Origin of the sequence: Delftia acidovorans NBRC 14950, from assembly GCF_001598795.1 — a bacterium.
GTDB lineage: Bacteria > Pseudomonadota > Gammaproteobacteria > Burkholderiales > Burkholderiaceae_C > Comamonas > Comamonas acidovorans.
Map to the genome: position 1 here is coordinate 1 of NZ_BCZP01000011.1, position 17732 is coordinate 17732.

Sequence of the window (17732 nt, forward strand, 5' to 3'; positions counted from 1 at the left end):
AACCCCGCCACACCACAGGAGACCACCATGGCCCGCCAGATCATCATTGCCATTTCCGCCGACGACGAGGGCCGCGTTGCCCTGACCACCAACCTGCCCCGCCCGGTGCCTGGGCGCGGCCTGAACACTGAGGACGCGGCCGCCCTGGAGCTGCTTCGCATGGCCCAGCACCTGCCCAACCTCGAAACCACCACCTACGACGCCAACCACCTGGCGCCGGATGCGGCCGAGGCCTTCGACCTGATCCGCGAGCTGATCAACCCTGATGGCTACGGCTACTCGGTCACCGCCGAAGTCGGCAACCACGCACGCCGCGTGCTGCAGATCAAGGGGCAGCAGGTCGGTCTCCCGCTATGAGCAAGAACACACCATGGCGGGCCGAGGATGACGCCTACCTGCGGGCGCACTACCCCACCCAGCCCACGGCTGCCGTCGCTGCGCACCTGCAGCGCTCGGCCAGGCATGTGCAGCAGCGCGCCTATGACCTGGGTGTGAAAAAGGCACCCGGCGCCAAGACCGCGCGCACCGGCCGCTGGACGGACCTCGATGACCTGCTGCAGCTGCTGTATGCCGACATGCTCAACGAGGACCTGCGGGAGCTGCTGGGCATGCCCATGCGAGACATCGCCACAAGGGCCAGCCGCCTGGGCCTGCACAAGTCCCCTGCGGTGCTGACCCAGACCTACCGCGCTTCCATGCTGCGCCAGGGCCAGAGGCTGGGGCAGTTCACCGCAGGGTTCAAGCCGTGGAACAAGGGGAAGCACGGATACAGCGTGGAGCAGCGAAAAAGCCATTTCAAGGCCGGAAACAGGCCTCCGACCTGGGTGCCCGTGGGCACCGAGCGCTGGACCACGCCGCCACGCGCGCTGCCACATGCAGCCCGCTACCTCAAGCGCAAGGTGGCCGAGCCAAACCGATGGGCGCTGGTACACCGCATCGTCTGGGAGCAGCACCACGGCCCTATTCCGGAGGGACATGCCGTCATCTTCCATGACGGCGACACCTCAAATTTCGACATCAACAACCTCCGCTGCATCCCTCGCGCAGAGCTGTCCCGCAGCAACGGGGCCGCCGTCCCCATCGACCTTCTGCCCGTGTGGCAACTCACACGCCAGCTGGACCGCGAGATCAAGGAAATCGAGAAAACCGAGCATGACCACCACCACAACCGACACCCAGCCCACGCCGCCTGAAATCAGCGGCATGGGCCAGCTGCAATCGCTGCTGCTCCAGACCATCAAGGATCTGCGCAGCGGTGCCACCACGCCGCAGATCGCCCGCGCCATCACCGACATCGGCCAGACCCTGGTGGCCAGCTCCCGCGCAGAAATCGAATTTGCGCGGATCACCAAGGCCTCGCGCGTGGGATTTCTTGACTCTCCAGCGACGCAAGCTGCATTGCCCAGACCCACGGCAGACGGGTCCGGCCACACCACACCACTGCCGCCGGGCCAGCACTGGCAGGGCCTGGTCCACCGCACCAGCGATGAGGAGCCCAACCGATGAATCAGCATCAGCCCAAAGGCTCAATGTGTCAGACCTGCTGCAGCGGCAGCCGCGCCTGCGCCGCGCTGCCCTTCGCATCCATGCCCGTCATCAAGACCTATCCGGACGGCGTGAAAGCCGTGAAATGCAGCGCATATCAGGCAACCACCAGCGCACAGGCCCGCCGCTGCCTCAGCTGCGGAGCACCTGCACCCACCCATCTCGCCGAAGGCGAGGGACTGCCCTGCGGCCACTAACCGCAATCACTCAAGAGGATTTTCATGAACACATACCAACTCCTGCTCGCTCAGCGAGATGCGCTCGACGCGCGCATCGCTACCGAATTCAACCGACTGCGCCAGGACTCCATCGACACGGTCAAGCAGCTGTGCACCATGTACAGCATCAGCGCTGCCGATGTGTTCTCCGCAGCGAAGCCCAAGGCCAACGTGGGCCAGCCGAAGTACCGGGACCCCGCCACCGGCGCGACCTGGACCGGCCGGGGCAAGCCGCCGAACTGGATCAACGGCAAGGACCGCGCGCCCTTCCTGATCGCCACCCAGTAGAGGCATGAGCACAGCGCATGGGCGCTGTCCTGATACCTCCCCCTCCCCTGAAGCCACCCGGCCCCGTGCCGCGAGTGGCTTTTTTTTGGCCCAAAGGAACCCCACCCGATGAAGCGCGACAACTTCACCATGCCGCTGGCCTTCCCCGGCGAACTCATCATCGACAACTTTGCCGGCGGCGGCGGCACGTCCACTGGGCTGGAGTCCGCATTCGGCCGGCCCGTGGACATCGCCATCAACCACGACCCCGAGGCGCTGGCCATGCACGCCGCGAACCACCCGCACACGCTGCACCTGCGCGAATCGGTCTGGGACGTGAACCCGATCCAGGTCACCGGCAATCAGCCCGTGGCGCTCGTCTGGCTGTCGCCGGACTGCAAGCACTTCAGCAAGGCCAAGGGCGGCACGCCCGTATCGAAGCACATCCGGGGCCTGGCGTGGGTGGGCATGCGCTGGGTTGCCATGTGCAAGCCCCGCGTGCTCATGCTGGAGAACGTGGAGGAGTTCCAGACCTGGGGTCCGATCCTGGTGGGCCCCGATGGCCTGGCCCGGCCGGACCCCGCGCGCCGGGGCAAGACCTTCAAATCGTTCGTGCGCCAGCTGCGCATGCACGGCTACCAGGTGGACTGGCGCGAACTGCGCGCCAGCGACCACGGCACGCCCACGATCCGCAAGCGCCTGTTCTTGGTGGCCCGCCGCGACGGTCTGCCCATCGTCTGGCCCGAGCAGACACATGCCGAGCCCACGGATCGCCGCGTCATCGCGGGCAAGCTGGCCGCGCACCGCACGGCCGCCGAGTGCATCGACTTCGACCTGCATGCCGAGAGCGTGTTCGGCCGCAAACGCCCGCTGGTGGACAACACCATGCGCCGTGTCGCAAAGGGCCTGTGGCGCCATGTGCTGACCAGTGCCAGCCCGTTCATCGTTGGCGCTGGCGGCCCGGTCTATTCGGGCCGGCCTGCAGCGACAGACCGCCCCATCGGCACCGTGACCACGCAGAACCACCGCGCCGTGGCCCAGCCCGTGATCGCGCCCTACCTGAACGAACACGCGAACGCCAGCAACCAGCGCACCATGCCCGCCGACGCACCGCTGCGCACGGTCTGCGCGCAGGTGAAGGGTGGCCACTTCTCAGTGGTGGCGCCCACGCTGGCCCCGCTGCGCGGCACGACTGAGCAGCACCTGCTCGGCCATGCCGTGGATGCACCGCTGTCCACGGTTGCCGCGTCCGGCACGCACCACGCGCTGGTGGGCGCCAACCTGGTCACCATCGGCTACGGCAAGCGCTGGAGCCATGGCGCGCGCAGCCTGGAAGTGCCGCTCAACACGGTCACGGCTAGCGGCGGCACCAGCGCGCTGGCTGCCGTACACCTCACCCACCTCACCCACCACGGCGAGCGCACCGGCAACGATCCGCGCGAGCCCCTGCGCACCGTCACCGGCGCCAACCGGGGTGAGCAGGCCATGGTGGCCGCGTGCTTGGAGCAGGCCAACGGCGGGTTCTACGACGGCGACGGCCGCAGCGCGGCGGACCCCATGTCCACGGTGACTTCCAGCGGCACGCAGCAGCGGCTCATCACCGCCTACCTCGTGAAGTACTACAGCGAGGGCGGCCAGTACAGCGCCTGCAGCGAGCCGATGCACACCGTGCCCACGAAGGCGCGCATGGGCCTGGTGCAGACCTGCCAGGTGCCGGCCGCAACGCTGGCGCCCGAGCATGCCGAGCGGGCCCGGCTCTGCGCCGAGCTGCTTCACAAGCACCTGCCCGAGCACTTCCCAGACCCCGCCGAGCTGGTCCTGATGTGGCACGCGGGCCAGTGGTGGGTGCTCGTCGACATCACGCTGCGCATGCTCAAGCCACGCGAGCTGTTCCGGGCCCAGGGCTTCCCGCGCGACTACCACTTCGAGCGCGTGCCCGACCCGGCCCTGCTGTTTCGAGGTGGCAAGCAAGCCGCCGACCCGCGTGATGTGCCGCTCATCGACCTGAGCACTACCGCCCAGGTCCGCATGTGCGGCAACAGCGTCTGCCCACCTCTGGCCGAGGCCCTGGCCCGCGCCAACTTCGCCCACGAGGCGCTGATTTACGGAGTCGCCGCTTGACCCCGACCCCACCCCAGACCTGCGAGCTGCTGCAGCGCGCAGGCCACGTCATCAACACCACTGCCACCTGGTGGCGCATCCCCAAGGAAGCCTCATGACAGCAACGAAGCAAACGCCCGAAATGATCCTGGCCAGCTCCCCCGAGGCCGCAAGCATTCAGACCGTCACCGGCTGGGTCGCGCGCGACGGCCGCTTCTGGGGTGACGACGAGCGCATGGCGCGCTACTGCGGATCGACGCACAGCATTTGCGAAAAGAACCCTGCACACGGCCCTGTCGAGAACCGCTCCTACTGCGAGGCCTGCTACGCCGAAAGGAAGGATGCCCAGTGGCAGGCCCTGCCGAAGGCGCCTGTTTCTGAGGAGCTGATGCCGCTGTGCGTCTTCGACAGCGATCGCTACTTCTTCGACCTCGATGACCTGCGCGACTGGCTGAAGGAGCACGAACTAAATCCAGAAGATGTTCGCCTCGTGCAATGCGAGCCAGTGCACGCGCAGCCCATCGACCCCAATGAGCACTTCGCGGACGACTTGCCAGAAGACGGCGAGGTCCCGGATGAGCTGCGCGAGGCATTCGAGGCCTTGAACGCAGCGATTGAGAAGTGCAACCCCCTGGGCTGGCGCGCCGCAAACAAGCTGGGTGTTCTGATCCCCGCCGACTTCCTCAACTGATCCCCGCGAACACAGGAGCAACACATGACTCACATCCTGATCCCGCGCGAACCCAGCACTGCCCTGCTTCGCCCCTTCATCGGCTGCAACACCCAGGAACTGCACGAGGCCTGGGCCGCAATGGTCCGCATTGCCGAGGTCCAGCATGCCCGCGCCGGCAGCCAGTGCCTGCAGCAGATTGCGGAGCCCGCAACCCTGGCCGGCAGCACCATCGAGCAGTACGCCCGCATGTTCAACGCAGCCTGTGAGGCTCTGGGCCAAATCAGCGACTGCCTGGGCATCAACTCGGACATCAACCCAGGCGCCGAACCCATCATCGCCGCCATTGAGCAGCTGCGCGCTGGCGGCACTCATCCTGTGCTGGATGACCGCTGGAAGGCCCGCATGCTCGACGGCCGCGCGCCAGAGCGCGACGAGATGGGCCTGGGCGATCACCCCGATCTGCCTTGGCTGGACGAAGGCATGATGCCGCGCAGCTTCTTCGCCGCGCTAGGTCTGGAGCTGGCCCACACGATGGCCGAGGACCAGCTGGACGCCGATGCTCTCGAAACCATGAGCGAGGCCGTCAACTGGACCGACTGGCAGCCGACCTCACCCCAAGGCGTCGGCTGGAAGCTGGTTTCCATCTTCGACACCGAGGACGGGCCGGCGGCGTGGTGGCTGCGCGAGTTACCCGAAGCCGAAGACGGCACCACGACCATTAGCAAGCTGCAGGCCGAGGCCGGGCGACTGCAGAAGGCAATCAACGAGCTGGCCGGCATGTTCCATGACCAGATCGTCGCTCAGCAAGCCGCCTACATCGAATGGCAGCATGGCGCGGGCGCGGAGGCTGCGATGGGATGGATCGAGAACGGTCTCTGCGGCCCTGGCCACATTCCTGACGAGGACGCCCCCTATGGCAAGGAGGCGCAGGCTTGGTTCGACGCCAACAAGCACGAACCTTTCCCTGCATGCCCGTGCGGACGGCCCTCAAACATTCTCTGGATGGGCAAAGGCTTCTGCTGCAACGCGCACTACGACGAGGCATTCAAGGCCCACCAGACCGCCAAGGGGGAGCACGGCAATGGCTGACGCGCACGACGAATTCCTCAAGGCTTTCGATCGGCTGCTGGAAGAGCACGGGATCGCCGAGGCCATGTCCATCGCAACTGGAACCTTCGTGTCGCTGGTTGTCGGCTTTGCCAAGCACAACGGCCATGCCGACAACCTGCCAATCACTATCAAGGGCACGGACCGCAACAGCGGGCACCGCCGCGACATCACGATCCACCCCGCGAAATCGCGCCCCGCGCCGCACAAAGAGAGCTGACATGCAAACAGCAACACCCCAGCAGGTCCGCCTGCTGCAGCACACGCTCGGCCTGTGCGAGCACCAACGCAGCTCCTACCGCAATCACTTTGTGGCTGGGCCTGGCCACCACGACATGCCGGACCTCGAATCGTTGGAGAGCCTAGGCCTCATGGCCCGCGTGCACGCGCCGGCATTTTGCGAGGTGAGCGACATCGTGTTCGTGACCACCACGGCCGGCGCCGCCCTGGCGCTGGAGCACCTGCCCGAGCCGCCGCCACCTGCGAAGCAGACGCAGTACCGCCAATGGCTGAATGCGGACACGGGCTGCACGTTCTGCGAGTGGTTGTGCGGAAGCCGGCTACCGAAGTTCGAGACACGCGGCTACGTCCTCAACGGAACCCAGGAATACCGCATGTACCGCATGGTCTGGGACGGCGACTGGGACAGCTACCGCGACGTGCAGGGCCAGTGGGCCACCACGAAGAAGGAAGCAAAGGCCAGCTACAAGGCGGCGCTAAAGGCGCACCAGCAAGCACGGCGCACAGCAAGCAAACAGGAGAGCCACCATGCGTGAACGTCCCATTCTCTTCAGCGGCCCGATGGTCCGCGCCCTGCTGGCGGGCACGAAGACGCAAACGCGCCGCGTCGTGAAGCCACAACCCGACTCCACACACAGGGGCTTCCCCTACTGGCACGTCGGCGGCTATCGTGCATCGTGGTGCCGCAGCGCGGCGGATGGCGGTCCGCTGGAGCCCTCGAACCCGCTACTCTGCCCCTATGGCCAGCCCGGCGACCGGCTGTGGGTGCGCGAGACCTTCGGCCACTTCGAGCGCAACGAGAACTTCAAGCCCGGCTGCGATGTGTTTTACAGGGCCGATGGCGACTGCTTGGAACTGGAGCCCTGGCGCCCCAGCATTCACATTCCCCGCTGGGCCAGCCGCATCCTGCTGGAGATCACCAGTGTGCGCATCGAGCGCCTGCAGGACATCAGCGACGAGGATGCCCGCGCCGAGGGCATGGAGTGCATGGCAGGTGACCCGGAATGCGGCTACCGCAACTACCTGGACAAGACCGACCAAGACTGGACGCTGAGCCCGCGCGAGTCGTTCCAGAGCCTCTGGGAATCGATCAACGGCCCGACCAGCTGGAGCGCTAACCCTTGGGTGTGGCCGCTGGACCTCAGGCGCATCCTGAACCAACAGCAAGGACAACAACAATGAGCAACACAGACACCCTGAACCTGCGCGAAGCTGCAGACATCCTCAAGATTCACGTCAAAACCGCAGAAGACATGGCCCGCGAGGGGAAAATACCGGCCGCAAAAATCGGCCGTGCCTATGTCTTCATGCGCCGCGACGTGGTGCGCTTCGCCGAGCAGGCAATCAACAAGCAAACCGCCGACCGCATACTGAAGCGCTCACCAAAGCGCGTTCGCAAGGTCAGTGCCCCGCAGGTTCGCGTAGCGCATTAGCATGCGCTGCGTCTTGTGGCCTGTGATCTTCATGATCTGCGTCTCGCTCAGCGTGGTCCGCTCAAACAGGCGGCTGGTCGCTTCGTGTCGCAGATCATGAAATCGCAGGCCCTTGGCCCCGGCCTGCTCCATGATCCCCGCATACAGGTTCGACAGGTAGTCAGTGGTGGCATGCAGATCTTCATCACGCTTCGACCACCACGGGAAAATCAACGACTGCGGGCTGGGCAGATCCAGGCCCTGCAGGTAGCCCTCCAGCACTCCAACTGCCACCGAGGACAGCGGCACTTGCCGCTTGTCACCGTTCTTGGTCTTGTCCAAAAACACCGTTCGCCGTGGCAGGTCCACCTGCCCGAGCGTCAGCGTGTACATCTCGCGCATCCGCATTGCCGTCTCCACGGCCAGGACGAACAGGCATCGCAACGCTGCCTGGTTCTCCAGTTTCAGCGGCCGCTGCCTTCGCGCGAGAACTCCCCCATCAATCACAGCCAACACGGCCTCATACTCGCCGCGCTCCAGGCGCCGGTCACGCTCCACATCGGTGCGAGCACCACCTTCTGCAAGCGCGGCATCCGTCTTTGTGTACTGGGCATATCCGTCTGGCAGCGTGCGTAGCGGATGGTCCGGCAGGGACAGCAGCCCCTTTCGCATGCCCCAGTCCGTGCACCTGGCCAGTGCCCCTACCTTGGCACGGATGGTGGCCGGCGCCAGGTTCTCCACCCTCTTCATTTCCGAAATCCAGCCATCGACCCAAGCCGAATTGATCTCGCTCAGCGGGTAGTGGCCACGGCTGTCCAGGATGGTGCCGAGGGCACTTCGATCTTTCGGCGACGGATGCGCATCGCGCTCGTACTCGCGCACCAGCTCCTTGATTGTCAGCACCACCTCAGCCTTTTGGTGCTCGGCGGGCACGATGCCCCGTGACAGCAGGGCATCCAGCCTGGCTGCATATTCATCGCCCTCGGCCTCGGTTGCGAAGGTCAAATAGAGCGGTTTGTCCAGCACGCCCCGGCGCTTGAACGTGTACTGCCAGGTGCCATTCGGGAACTGTTTCTTGCCTGCCAAGCCGGCCTCCGATCTGCTGCAAATGGGGCGCGAGTCTACGCCCAGGCAGGTTGGTAGACAACTATTCTCGGCTGGTAGACGCTCCCTTTGGCTACCATTCTGGCGGGTAAAACGGCAAAGAAAAAGGCCCTAGAAGTCTCTAGGGCCTTGATTTAATTCAGTTTTTGGTGGTGGGTGCTAACGGGGTCGAACCGCTGACCTACGCCTTGTAAGGGCGCCGCTCTACCAACTGAGCTAAGCACCCCACCTTGACTGGTGTCAGTTCAGGGCATCTTTCAATGCCTTGCCCGGACGGAACTTTGGAACCTTGGCGGCCTTGATCTTGATGGTTTCGCCGGTGCGGGGGTTGCGGCCCGTACGAGCAGCGCGCTTACCAACGGCGAATGTGCCAAAACCAACGAGCGACACTGTACCACCCTTTTTGAGGGTTTTCTTCACAGCCTCAATCGTGGAATCCAGTGCACGAGCAGCCGCAGCCTTGGAGATGTCGGCGTTGTTAGCGATGTGCTCAATCAGTTCGGTTTTATTCACAAGATGCCTCTGGAGAAATAAGTGAATGGGATGTCTCTGCGGCCACCAACTTGGCTCGGCCAGAAACCCGGCGCGACGGATACGGAATCTGGCTTGCCGTTCGACGCCTGCCTCGGGGCAGACATCGGTGAATTAAAGCCATCGACCTTCCAGGTGTCAATGCACGCTGCGCATCGCAGCGACAGGGGACGATTCTATGCGGTTTTGGCGCCAGCTTTGGCTTTGCGGCCGGTTTTTTGCGCCCGGCGCAGGCTAGCGGCTTCACGAATTGACAAGGGTTGACAATGGACTTGTCCGCTGCAGGCCTTGCCAGTGCTGCAATGCGCCTCACCGCTTCGCATCCACGACGCCGCAGCGGCTGCCCTGCCTGATTCAAATGCTTCCAAAAAAATAGCAACGCCAGACAGTTTGACGTGTCTGGCGCAGGATCCCGGGAACGGCCGGAAAGGCCCTCAGTGCGTGACCCGCGCGCGGATCTCGGGCAGGGCTTTTTGCAGGTAGTACACCATCGACCAGACGGTGAGCACCGCCGCCACCCAGATCAGCACCTGGCCCCAGACGCCGGTGTCGATCATGCCGAACACACGGCCGTCGTACAGCAGGAAGGGAATGGCCACCATCTGCGCCGTGGTCTTGAGCTTGCCGAGCATGTGGACGGCCACGCTCTTGCCCGCGCCCAGGTGCGCCATCCACTCGCGCAGAGCCGAGATGGCGATCTCGCGGCCGATGATGATCAGGGCCACGAACACATCGGTGCGCTGCAGGTGCACCAGCACCAGCAGCGACGCGCAGACCAGGAACTTGTCGGCCACCGGATCGAGGAAGGCGCCGAAGGCCGATGTCTGGTTGAGCTTGCGCGCCAGGTAGCCGTCGAGCCAGTCGGTGGCCGCGAAGACGATGAACATGACCGTGGCGACCAGGTTGCGGGTCGCCACATCGAACGGCGCGTAGAACACCCCGACGATCAGCGGAATCGCGACGATCCGCGTACAGGTCATCAAGGTGGGGATTGTGAGAAACATGGCCGCCATTGTGTCACGTACCTTGGTGTTTGAGGTTCTGTTTCAAGGCCCGCGGTGCAGCCTGCGGGACGGTCATTTCAATGCAATGCACGGTAGATATCTTCAGCCAGCGCGGCCGAGATGCCGTCCACGCTGCACAGGTCCTCGACGGTGGCTTCGGACACGCCGCGCACGCCGCCAAAGCGCTGCAGCAGGCGCGCTCGCTTCTTGGGGCCAACGCCCGGAATCTCCTCGAGCTTGCCGCCGCCCACGCGCACCTTGGCACGCGCCGCGCGCATGCCGGTGATGGCGAAGCGGTGGGCCTCGTCGCGGATCTGGGCCACCAGCATCAGCGCGGCCGAGTCGTAGCCCAGGTAGATCTTCTCGCGCCCGTCGGCAAAGACCAGCTCTTCCAGGCCGACCTTGCGCCCCTCGCCCTTTTCCACGCCCACGATGCGCGAGACATCGAGGCCCAGCTGCTCGAAGACTTCGCGCGCCATGCTGACCTGGCCCTTGCCGCCGTCGACCAGCACCAGGTCCGGCAGTTGCGGCTGCTTGCCCGTGAGCTCGGCACCGCCCGCCTCTCTTTGCGCTTCGGCCACGCGGCTGTAGCGGCGCGTCAGCACCTGGCGCATGGCGGCATAGTCGTCGCCGCCCGTGATGCCTTCGATGTTGAAACGCCGGTATTCGCTGCTTTGCATCTTGTGGTGATGGAAGACCACGCAGGAGGCCTGCGTTGCCTCGCCCGCCGTGTGCGAGATGTCGAAGCATTCGATGGTGAGTTCATCCAGGTTCTCGCAGGCCAGGTCCAGCGCCTCGACCAGCGCGCGCGTGCGCGCCTGCTGCGAGCCTTCTTCGGCCAGCAGGCGGGCCATCTGGATGTCGGCGTTCTTTTGCGCCATCTCCAGCCAGATGCGACGCTGCTCGCGCGGCTGCTGCACGGCGGTGATGCGCACGCCGCCTTGCTCGCTCAGCAGGGCCAGCAGCTTCTTGTCCACTGGATGGCTGACGATGAGCACGGGCGGCACGGCCACGCCGGTGTAGTGCTGGGCGATGAAGGCCTCCAGCACGATGTCCTCGACCGGGCGCGCGGATTCGGCAAGATTGGCCTCTTCCTCGCCGGCGTAGACCGAGGCGGCATCGCCCAGATTGGCGGGAAAGTACGGCCGGTCGCCCAGGTGGCGGCCGCCGCGCACCATGGCCAGATTCACGCAGGCGCGGCCGCCCTGCACCTTCACGGCGAGAATGTCCACGTCGCGGTCGTCAGCGGTTTCTATGACCTGCTGGTGCAGCACGCGCGACAGCGCCGTCATCTGGTTGCGCACCTCGGCGGCCTGCTCGTATTCCATGCGCCCGGCGTGCTCCATCATGCGGGCCTCCAGCTGGCGCAGCAGTTCCTGGGTTTCGCCGCGCAGCATGGCCTCGGCATTGCGCACATCCAGCGCATAGGCTTCGGGCGAGATCAGATCCACGCAAGGGCCGCTGCAGCGCTTGATCTGGTAGAGCAGGCAGGGGCGCGAGCGGTTGGCAAAGACCGTGTCCTCGCAGGTGCGCAGCCTGAAGACCTTCTGCAGCAGCTGGATGCTTTCCTTGACGGCCCAGGCGTTGGGATAGGGACCGAAGTAGCGGTGGCGCTTGTCCACGGCACCACGGTAGTAGGCCATGCGCGCGAAGCGCTGGTGGGCAGGCTCGCCAGCCTGGCCGTCGCGCGCGGCCACGCCGGTGATCTTCAGGTAGGGATAGCTCTTGTCGTCCCGGAACAGGATGTTGTACTTGGGGTGCTGCGTCTTGATGAGGTTGTTTTCGAGCAGCAGGGCCTCGGCCTCGGAGCGCACCACCGTGGTCTCCATGCGGGCGATCTTGCCCACCATGTGGCCTATGCGCGTGCCGCCATGGTTCTTGGTGAAGTAGCTGGAGACCCGGCGCTTGAGGTTGATGGCCTTGCCCACGTACAGCAGGCCGCCTGCCGCGTCGAAATAGCGGTAGACGCCGGGCAGACCCGGCAGCGCTGCCACCTGGGCCAGCAGTTCATCGGAATGGGGTTCGGACATGCGCCTATTGTGGCCGCTGCCCGGGCCCGCCGCAGCGGGCCTGCGGGCCCTCGGGCTCTTACTCGGCCTCGATCTTCGAGGATTTGACCACCTGGGCCCAGTTGGACCACTCGGTCTTGACCATGGCGCCCAGCTGCTGCGGGTTCATGTAGTCCGCCGTGGCGCCCTGCTCCTGTGCCTTTTGCTTGAAGGCCGGGTTCTCCACCACCTTCTTGAGGTCGGCCGTGAGCTTGTCGATCACGGGCTTGGGCGTGGCGGCGGGCGCAAACACGGCAAACCAGGAGGTGGCGTTGACGCCCGCATAGCCGGCCTCGGCCGTGGTGGGCGCATCAGGCAGGCTGGGCAGGCGCTGCGTGCCGGTGACGGCCAGCACGCGCAGCTTGCCGCTTTGCACATGGGGCATGAAGGGCGGCGCCGTGCCGAAGGTCAGGTCCACCTGGCCACCCAGCAGGTCCTGCAGCGCGGGGCCGGTGCCCTTGTAGGGGACGTGGACCATCTTGATGCCGGCCTGCTGCTCCAGCATGGCGCCCGTCACGTGCTGCAGCGAGCCATTGCCCGACGAGGCGTAGTTCAGCTTGCCGGGGTTGGCCTTGGCATAGGCCACGAGTTCGGCCAGCGTCTTGACGGGCAGCTCGGACCGCACCACGATGATCTGCGGCGCCGACAGCACATTGGCCACGGGCTGGAAGTCGCCCTGCTCCCAGATGCGGGCCTTGGTCAGGTGGGGCGAGATGACGTGGTAGCCCGAGTACTGCATGAGCAGGGTGTAGCCATCGGCCTCGGCACGCTTGACCAGGCTGGCTGCGATGGAGCCGTTGCCGCCGCCCTTGTTGTCCACCACCACCGACTGGCCGATGACGGGCGCCAGGGCCTGGGCCGCCATGCGCGCCGCCAGGTCGGTAGTGCCACCGGCTGCGGCCGGCACGATCATGGTGATGGTCTTGGCGGGGTAGCCGCCCTGGGCCAGCGCGGCTGTGCCGCCCAGGCCCAGTCCTGCGATGGCCATGGCCACGGCTGCGATCTGTCTGCGTTGAATCTTCTTCATCTTTGTCTCCTTGGTTTGCTCGGTTCTTGTGAATGAGAATGCGCGCCGGCCTCAGCCCTTGGCCAAAGCCCGTTCGCGGATGGCTGCAAAGTCGGCTGGTGGCTGGTGCAGGTCCAGCCGGGCACCGGCCTTGGCGATCTGGCTGGCCGTGTCATGGCCGATCAGCGCGGGCAGGCTGCGCGCGGCCGCGACGATCTGCGCCAGGTCCACGCCGGTGTCGTAGCCCATGAGCTGCAGCGCGTGGACGATGTCCTCGGTGCAGGCATTGCCCGAGGCGCCGGGCGCGTAGGGGCAGCCGCCCAGGCCGCCGATGGAGGCGTCGAAGCGGTCGCCGCCCGCCTCGATCGAGGCCAGCACATTGCCCAGGGCCATACCGCGTGTATTGTGGAAGTGCAGGGTCAGTCCCAGTTGTGGCCAGCGCTGCCGGAAGGCGGCCACCATGGCACGCACCTGGGTCGGGAAGGCCATGCCCGTGGTGTCGCACAGCGTGATGCCCTGCACGCCCAGGTCGGCAAAGCGCTGCACCCAGTCGAAGACTTCCTGCTGCGGCACGTCGCCCTCCATGGGGCAGCCAAAGCAGCACGACAGCGAGACGTTGACGGGCACGCCCGCCTGCTGCGCCGTGGCCACGACCTGGGCCAGCGCCGCGAACGACTGGCTGCGCTGCATGCGCAGGTTGCACAGGTTGTGCGTCTCGCTGACCGACATGACCAGGTTGAGCTCGTCCGTGCGCGCCTCGATGGCGCGCTCGGCGCCGCGGGCATTGGGCACCAGGGCCGTGTAGACCGTGCCGGGGCGGCGCTCTATCTCACGCATGACGATCTCGCCATCGCGCAGCGCGGGAATGGCCGTGGGCGAGACAAAGGCCGTGACCTCGATCTTGGACAGGCCAGCCTGAGACAGCGCATTGACCAGGGCGATCTTGTCCTCGGTGGGGACAAAGGCCTGCTCCATCTGCAGCCCGTCGCGCGTGCCGACCTCGTTGAAGAAGACGCGGCGGCCCGCGCCCTGCCAGACATCCGTGGGGTGGACGGCATTCATTGGATCACTCCCTTGCTGCGCAGCAGCGCAATCTGTTGGGCCGTGAGGCCGGCCTCGGCCAGCACGGCATCGGTGTCATCGCCCACATGGGGCGCACTGCTGCGCACCGTGCCGGGCGTGAGCGAGAGCTTGGGGACGATGCCCGGCACCTCGATGTCGTCTCCGTCGCGCGTGTGCTGGCTGAGGATCATGTCGCGGGCGCGGTAATGCGGGTCCTCGGCAATGTCCTTGGCCGTGTAGACCTTGCCGGCCGGCACGCGCGCGGCGGCCAGTTGGTCCATCACGGCCTGCACGCTCTGCGAGCGCGTCCAGCCGCCAATGACGGCGTCGATCTCGGCGATGCGCGCCACGCGGCCCGCGTTGTCGGCCAGTTGCGGATCGTCGGCCAGGTCCTGGCGGCCGATGGTGGCCATCAGGCGCTTGAAGATGGAGTCGCCATTGCCGGCCACCAGCACCCAGCCGTCCTGGCAGGGATAGGCGTTGGACGGCGCAATGCCCGGCAGCGCGCTGCCCGCCGCCTCGCGCACGGCACCAAAGGCGCTGTATTCGGGCAGCAGGCTTTCCATGACGTTGAACACGGCCTCGTGCAGCGCCACGTCGATGACCTGGCCGGCACCGCCGTTCACCTTGCGGTGGTACAGGGCCATCATCACGCCGATCACACCATGCAGCGCGGCCAGCGTGTCGCCTATCGAGACGCCCACGCGCACCGGCACGCGGCCCGGCTCGGCCGTCAGGTGGCGCAGGCCGCCCATGGCCTCGCCTATCACGCCAAAGCCCGGCAGGTCGCGGTAGGGGCCGGTCTGGCCGTAGCCCGAGATGCGCAGGATGACCAGGCCGGGGTTGAGCGCATGGAGCTCTTCGGGCGACATGCCCCAGCCTTCCAGCGTGCCGGGGCGGAAGTTCTCGACCAGCACATCGGCCTCGGCGATCAGGCGCCGCGCGATGTCCTGGCCCTCCTGCTGGCGCAGGTCCAGCGCCACCGAGCGCTTGTTGCGCGACTGCACCTGCCACCAGACCGAGGTGCCGTTCTTGATCAGGCGCCAGTTGCGCAGCGGATCGCCCGCGCCCGGCGCCTCGATCTTGACCACGTCGGCGCCGAACTCGCCCAGCGTCTTGCCGCAGAACGGCCCTGCAATCAATTGCCCCATCTCGACCACGCGCACGCCATTGAGTGCGCCGGGTGTGGGTGCCTGCCTTGTCTGTTGTGTCATGGGTTAGCGCTTCCTCTTTGTCTCCTGCGGCCAGCCTCCGATGGCATTGCCGCGGCGCCGATCTTGCCGCCGTCCGCGCGCGCTGCAAAACGCTCAAGCGCGACGCTGCCATCGCAAACCGGCATGGCAGAACCCAGCCGGGCGGGGCCGGGAGATAATCGCCACCCCATGAAACTCGACCCGATTTCGCTGCGCCTGTTCGTGGCCGTGATGGAGGAAAGCGCCATCGCCCGCGCCGCCGCACGTGAACACATCGCCCCCTCGGCCGCCAGCCGGCGGCTGGCCGAGCTGGAGAGCCAGCTGCAGGTGGAGCTGTTCACGCGCAGCAACCGCGGCAGCGTGCCCACGGCTGCCGCCTATGCACTGCTGAACATGGCGCGTGGCGTGCTCAACGACCTGGACGGCATCGGCGAGCAGATGCGCGAGTACGGCAGCGGCCTGCGCGGCCATGTGCGCGTGATGGCCAACATCTCGGCCATCACGCAGTTTCTGCCCTCCCAGCTGCAGCGCTTCCTGGACCAGCATCCGCATGTGGACGTGCGCCTGCAGGAGCGCGTGAGCAGCGACATCGCACGCGCCGTGGCCGACAACGAGGCCGACATCGGCATCCTCAACCAGGGCAGCTATGGAGAGAAGATCCGCCTGCGCCCGTACCGGCGCGATCGCCTCATCGTCATCGTGCCCCAGGGCCATGCGCTGGTACGGCGGCGCTCGCTGCGGCTGGCCCAGGTGCTGGACCATGACCTGGTGGGCATGCACGCCGGCAGCGCGCTCAACCACCAGATCACGCGCGCGGCCGCTGACCTGGGCCTGCAGCCCCGGCTGCGCATGAAGGTCACGGGCTATGACGCGCTGTGCCTGATGGTGGCCTCGGGCCTGGGCGTCGGCATCCTGCCCGAAGGCAGCGCACGCCTGTACCTGGGCGCCCTGCCGCTGCGCTGCATTGCGCTGGACGAGCCCTGGGCCGAGCGCCAGCTGATGCTGTGCGTGCGCTCGCAAGAGGCACTGCCGCCCGTGGCGCAGTTGCTGGTCGAACACCTGTGCGAACCCTGATTCCCATGCTTGCCTTCAACCCCATCCCCCCGGCCCCTCTGCCAGAGCAGGCCGCCGCACGGACCTGGGACATCTTCTGCCAGGTCATAGACAACTTTGGCGACATCGGCGTGTGCTGGCGCGCGGCGGCCGACCTGGCCTCACGCGGCCAGCGCGTGCGGCTGTGGATGGACGACGCCAGCGCCCTGGCCTGGATGGCTCCCCGGCCGCACCCGGCCGGGCTCAGCGTGCACGGCTGGCCCACGCAGGCGCAGGATGTCCCGCAGTCCATGGGTGATGTGGTCATCGAGGCCTTCGGCTGCGAGATCCCGCCGCCCTTTCTGGCGGCCATCGCGCGCCGGGCACCGCTGTGGATCAACCTCGAATACCTGTCGGCAGAGGACTATGTGGAGCACTGCCACCGCCTGCCCTCGCCGCTGATGTCGGGGCCGGCTGCGGGGTTGACGCGCTGGTTCTTCTACCCGGGCTTCACGGCCGCCACGGGCGGCCTGCTGCGCGAGCCGGACCTGGCCGCGCGCCAGGCAGCCTTTGCTTCCGAGGGCCGGCAGGCCTGGCGCACACGCCACGGCATAGGCACCGGCGATTGCGCCATCTCTCTGTTCTGCTACGAGCCCCCTGCCCTGCCTCAATGGCTGGCCCAACTGCATGCAGCGCCCCCTGCGCCGCAGGCCACGCATTTGCTGGTAACCCCGGGGCGCGCAGCCGCCACCGTGCAACAGGCCATGGCCAGCGTGCCCGCCACGGAACAAGGCGCGGTGACCCGGCATGCGCTGCAGCCCTGCCCCCAACCTCAGTTCGATGAAATGCTCTGGGCCTGCGACCTGAACCTGGTGCGTGGCGAGGATTCGCTGGTACGCGCGCTGTGGGCGGGCCAGCCGCTGGTCTGGCACATCTATCTCCAGCACGACGACGCCCATCACGACAAGCTCGACGCCTTTCTTGATTGGCTGCAGGCACCAGCCAGCCTGCGCGCCTTCCACCATGCCTGGAACGGCATGGCACCGGCAAGCACCTTGCCCGCAATCACGCCTGCGTTGCTGCAGCAATGGCAGGAATGCGTGCAGGCGGCACGCTTGCGGCTGCTGCAACAGACCCCATTGATTGAGCAGCTACAAGCTTTCGTGACCGAAAAAAGCTAGAATGCACGT

The 17732-nt window shown here is 66.3% G+C and carries 21 protein-coding genes and 1 tRNA gene; 14 read left to right on the forward strand and 8 right to left on the reverse strand.

Annotated elements, in window-relative coordinates; all coding sequences use genetic code 11:
- The 12 genes from DA1_RS15585 to DA1_RS15640 form a co-directional block, all read left to right on the forward strand.
- Positions 1–357 (forward strand): hypothetical protein (locus DA1_RS15585; protein ID WP_218017178.1); only part of this gene is annotated, 357 nt, incomplete at its 5' end.
- Positions 354–1193 carry an HNH endonuclease signature motif containing protein gene (locus tag DA1_RS15590; RefSeq protein ID WP_034391971.1) on the forward strand — a complete coding sequence of 280 codons (840 nt, stop codon included), beginning with the start codon at positions 354–356 and terminating at the stop codon, positions 1191–1193. The genes DA1_RS15585 and DA1_RS15590, both read left to right, overlap by 4 nt.
- Complete coding sequence (locus tag DA1_RS15595) at positions 1153–1506, forward strand: hypothetical protein (RefSeq protein WP_034391969.1); 354 nt, start codon at positions 1153–1155, stop codon at positions 1504–1506. Before DA1_RS15590 ends, DA1_RS15595 begins: the two co-directional genes overlap by 41 nt.
- Positions 1503–1742, forward strand: a complete 240-nt coding sequence (locus DA1_RS31185; protein ID WP_034391967.1) for a hypothetical protein — start codon at positions 1503–1505, stop codon at positions 1740–1742. Before DA1_RS15595 ends, DA1_RS31185 begins: the two co-directional genes overlap by 4 nt.
- Positions 1743–1766: 24 nt before the next feature.
- Complete coding sequence (locus DA1_RS15605; protein WP_034391965.1) at positions 1767–2051, forward strand: H-NS histone family protein; 285 nt, start codon at positions 1767–1769, stop codon at positions 2049–2051.
- A 108-nt stretch (positions 2052–2159) separates the two neighbouring features.
- Positions 2160–4151 (forward strand): DNA cytosine methyltransferase, encoded by a 1992-nt coding sequence (locus DA1_RS15610; RefSeq protein ID WP_034391963.1) that lies wholly within the window; start codon positions 2160–2162, stop codon positions 4149–4151.
- 94 nt (positions 4152–4245) lie between these two features.
- On the forward strand, positions 4246–4821 hold the full coding sequence (locus DA1_RS15615) for a hypothetical protein (RefSeq protein ID WP_034391960.1): 576 nt from the start codon (positions 4246–4248) through the stop codon (positions 4819–4821).
- A gap of 24 nt (positions 4822–4845) precedes the next feature.
- Positions 4846–5892 carry a hypothetical protein gene (locus DA1_RS15620; RefSeq protein ID WP_051940620.1) on the forward strand — a complete coding sequence of 349 codons (1047 nt, stop codon included), beginning with the start codon at positions 4846–4848 and terminating at the stop codon, positions 5890–5892.
- Complete coding sequence (locus tag DA1_RS15625; protein WP_034391957.1) at positions 5885–6130, forward strand: hypothetical protein; 246 nt, start codon at positions 5885–5887, stop codon at positions 6128–6130. Before DA1_RS15620 ends, DA1_RS15625 begins: the two co-directional genes overlap by 8 nt.
- 1 nt (position 6131) lies before the next feature.
- Entirely contained in the window at positions 6132–6686 is a 555-nt protein-coding gene (locus DA1_RS15630) for a hypothetical protein (protein WP_034391954.1), read from the forward strand.
- Entirely contained in the window at positions 6679–7332 is a 654-nt protein-coding gene (locus DA1_RS15635) for an ASCH domain-containing protein (RefSeq protein ID WP_034391953.1), read from the forward strand. The genes DA1_RS15630 and DA1_RS15635 overlap by 8 nt, the downstream gene beginning before the upstream one ends.
- Positions 7329–7583 carry a helix-turn-helix domain-containing protein gene (locus tag DA1_RS15640; RefSeq protein WP_062794132.1) on the forward strand — a complete coding sequence of 85 codons (255 nt, stop codon included), beginning with the start codon at positions 7329–7331 and terminating at the stop codon, positions 7581–7583. Before DA1_RS15635 ends, DA1_RS15640 begins: the two co-directional genes overlap by 4 nt.
- On the opposite strand, the gene DA1_RS15645 is transcribed toward DA1_RS15640, so the two are convergent.
- The 8 genes from DA1_RS15645 to DA1_RS15675 all read right to left on the reverse strand — a co-directional run bounded on the left by DA1_RS15645 (position 7530) and on the right by DA1_RS15675 (position 15531).
- On the reverse strand, positions 7530–8648 hold the full coding sequence (locus DA1_RS15645; protein ID WP_034391952.1) for a site-specific integrase: 1119 nt from the start codon (positions 8646–8648) through the stop codon (positions 7530–7532). The genes DA1_RS15640 and DA1_RS15645 overlap by 54 nt on opposite strands.
- Positions 8649–8816: 168 nt before the next feature.
- A tRNA-Val gene (locus DA1_RS15650) sits at positions 8817–8892 on the reverse strand.
- Between the two features lie 14 nt (positions 8893–8906).
- Positions 8907–9179 carry an HU family DNA-binding protein gene (locus DA1_RS29760; protein ID WP_012204727.1) on the reverse strand — a complete coding sequence of 91 codons (273 nt, stop codon included), beginning with the start codon at positions 9177–9179 and terminating at the stop codon, positions 8907–8909.
- Positions 9180–9631: 452 nt separating this feature from the next.
- Positions 9632–10201: a CDP-diacylglycerol--glycerol-3-phosphate 3-phosphatidyltransferase gene (gene pgsA, locus DA1_RS15655; RefSeq protein WP_026062576.1), complete on the reverse strand. Its 570-nt coding sequence runs from the start codon at positions 10199–10201 to the stop codon at positions 9632–9634.
- Between the two features lie 77 nt (positions 10202–10278).
- Positions 10279–12231: an excinuclease ABC subunit UvrC gene (gene uvrC / locus DA1_RS15660; RefSeq protein ID WP_034391951.1), complete on the reverse strand. Its 1953-nt coding sequence runs from the start codon at positions 12229–12231 to the stop codon at positions 10279–10281.
- A 58-nt stretch (positions 12232–12289) separates the two neighbouring features.
- Positions 12290–13276, reverse strand: coding sequence for a Bug family tripartite tricarboxylate transporter substrate binding protein (locus DA1_RS15665; RefSeq protein ID WP_034391950.1), 987 nt, complete (start codon positions 13274–13276; stop codon positions 12290–12292).
- A gap of 51 nt (positions 13277–13327) precedes the next feature.
- Positions 13328–14317 (reverse strand): hydroxymethylglutaryl-CoA lyase, encoded by a 990-nt coding sequence (locus DA1_RS15670; RefSeq protein ID WP_034391949.1) that lies wholly within the window; start codon positions 14315–14317, stop codon positions 13328–13330.
- Positions 14314–15531, reverse strand: coding sequence for a CaiB/BaiF CoA transferase family protein (locus DA1_RS15675; RefSeq protein WP_013803127.1), 1218 nt, complete (start codon positions 15529–15531; stop codon positions 14314–14316). The genes DA1_RS15670 and DA1_RS15675 overlap by 4 nt, the downstream gene beginning before the upstream one ends.
- Positions 15532–15699: 168 nt before the next feature.
- On the opposite strand from DA1_RS15675, the gene DA1_RS15680 reads away from it, so the two are divergent.
- The gene (locus tag DA1_RS15680) at positions 15700–16584 is read left to right on the forward strand and encodes a LysR family transcriptional regulator (RefSeq protein WP_012204721.1); all 885 of its coding nucleotides are present in this window, start codon (positions 15700–15702) and stop codon (positions 16582–16584) included.
- A 5-nt stretch (positions 16585–16589) separates the two neighbouring features.
- Complete coding sequence (gene earP / locus DA1_RS15685) at positions 16590–17723, forward strand: elongation factor P maturation arginine rhamnosyltransferase EarP (protein WP_034391946.1); 1134 nt, start codon at positions 16590–16592, stop codon at positions 17721–17723.
- Positions 17724–17732 lie beyond the last annotated feature (9 nt).

Excerpts from the sequence above, each read along its gene's own strand:
- DA1_RS15635 (WP_034391953.1), top strand. The coding sequence starts at position 6,679 with ATGCGTGAACGTCCCATTCTCTTCAGCGGCCCGATGGTCCGCGCCCTG.
- DA1_RS15595 (WP_034391969.1), top strand. The coding sequence starts at position 1,153 with ATGACCACCACCACAACCGACACCCAGCCCACGCCGCCTGAAATCAGC.
- DA1_RS15670 (WP_034391949.1), bottom strand. The coding sequence starts at position 14,317 with ATGAATGCCGTCCACCCCACGGATGTCTGGCAGGGCGCGGGCCGCCGC.
- DA1_RS15630 (WP_034391954.1), top strand. The coding sequence starts at position 6,132 with ATGCAAACAGCAACACCCCAGCAGGTCCGCCTGCTGCAGCACACGCTC.
- DA1_RS15680 (WP_012204721.1), top strand. The coding sequence starts at position 15,700 with ATGAAACTCGACCCGATTTCGCTGCGCCTGTTCGTGGCCGTGATGGAG.
- DA1_RS15675 (WP_013803127.1), bottom strand. The coding sequence starts at position 15,531 with ATGACACAACAGACAAGGCAGGCACCCACACCCGGCGCACTCAATGGC.
- DA1_RS15640 (WP_062794132.1), top strand. The coding sequence starts at position 7,329 with ATGAGCAACACAGACACCCTGAACCTGCGCGAAGCTGCAGACATCCTC.
- DA1_RS15590 (WP_034391971.1), top strand. The coding sequence starts at position 354 with ATGAGCAAGAACACACCATGGCGGGCCGAGGATGACGCCTACCTGCGG.
- earP (WP_034391946.1), top strand. The coding sequence starts at position 16,590 with ATGCTTGCCTTCAACCCCATCCCCCCGGCCCCTCTGCCAGAGCAGGCC.
- pgsA (WP_026062576.1), bottom strand. The coding sequence starts at position 10,201 with ATGTTTCTCACAATCCCCACCTTGATGACCTGTACGCGGATCGTCGCG.
- uvrC (WP_034391951.1), bottom strand. The coding sequence starts at position 12,231 with ATGTCCGAACCCCATTCCGATGAACTGCTGGCCCAGGTGGCAGCGCTG.
- DA1_RS15665 (WP_034391950.1), bottom strand. The coding sequence starts at position 13,276 with ATGAAGAAGATTCAACGCAGACAGATCGCAGCCGTGGCCATGGCCATC.
- DA1_RS15625 (WP_034391957.1), top strand. The coding sequence starts at position 5,885 with ATGGCTGACGCGCACGACGAATTCCTCAAGGCTTTCGATCGGCTGCTG.
- DA1_RS15610 (WP_034391963.1), top strand. The coding sequence starts at position 2,160 with ATGAAGCGCGACAACTTCACCATGCCGCTGGCCTTCCCCGGCGAACTC.
- DA1_RS31185 (WP_034391967.1), top strand. The coding sequence starts at position 1,503 with ATGAATCAGCATCAGCCCAAAGGCTCAATGTGTCAGACCTGCTGCAGC.
- DA1_RS15620 (WP_051940620.1), top strand. The coding sequence starts at position 4,846 with ATGACTCACATCCTGATCCCGCGCGAACCCAGCACTGCCCTGCTTCGC.
- DA1_RS15605 (WP_034391965.1), top strand. The coding sequence starts at position 1,767 with ATGAACACATACCAACTCCTGCTCGCTCAGCGAGATGCGCTCGACGCG.
- DA1_RS15615 (WP_034391960.1), top strand. The coding sequence starts at position 4,246 with ATGACAGCAACGAAGCAAACGCCCGAAATGATCCTGGCCAGCTCCCCC.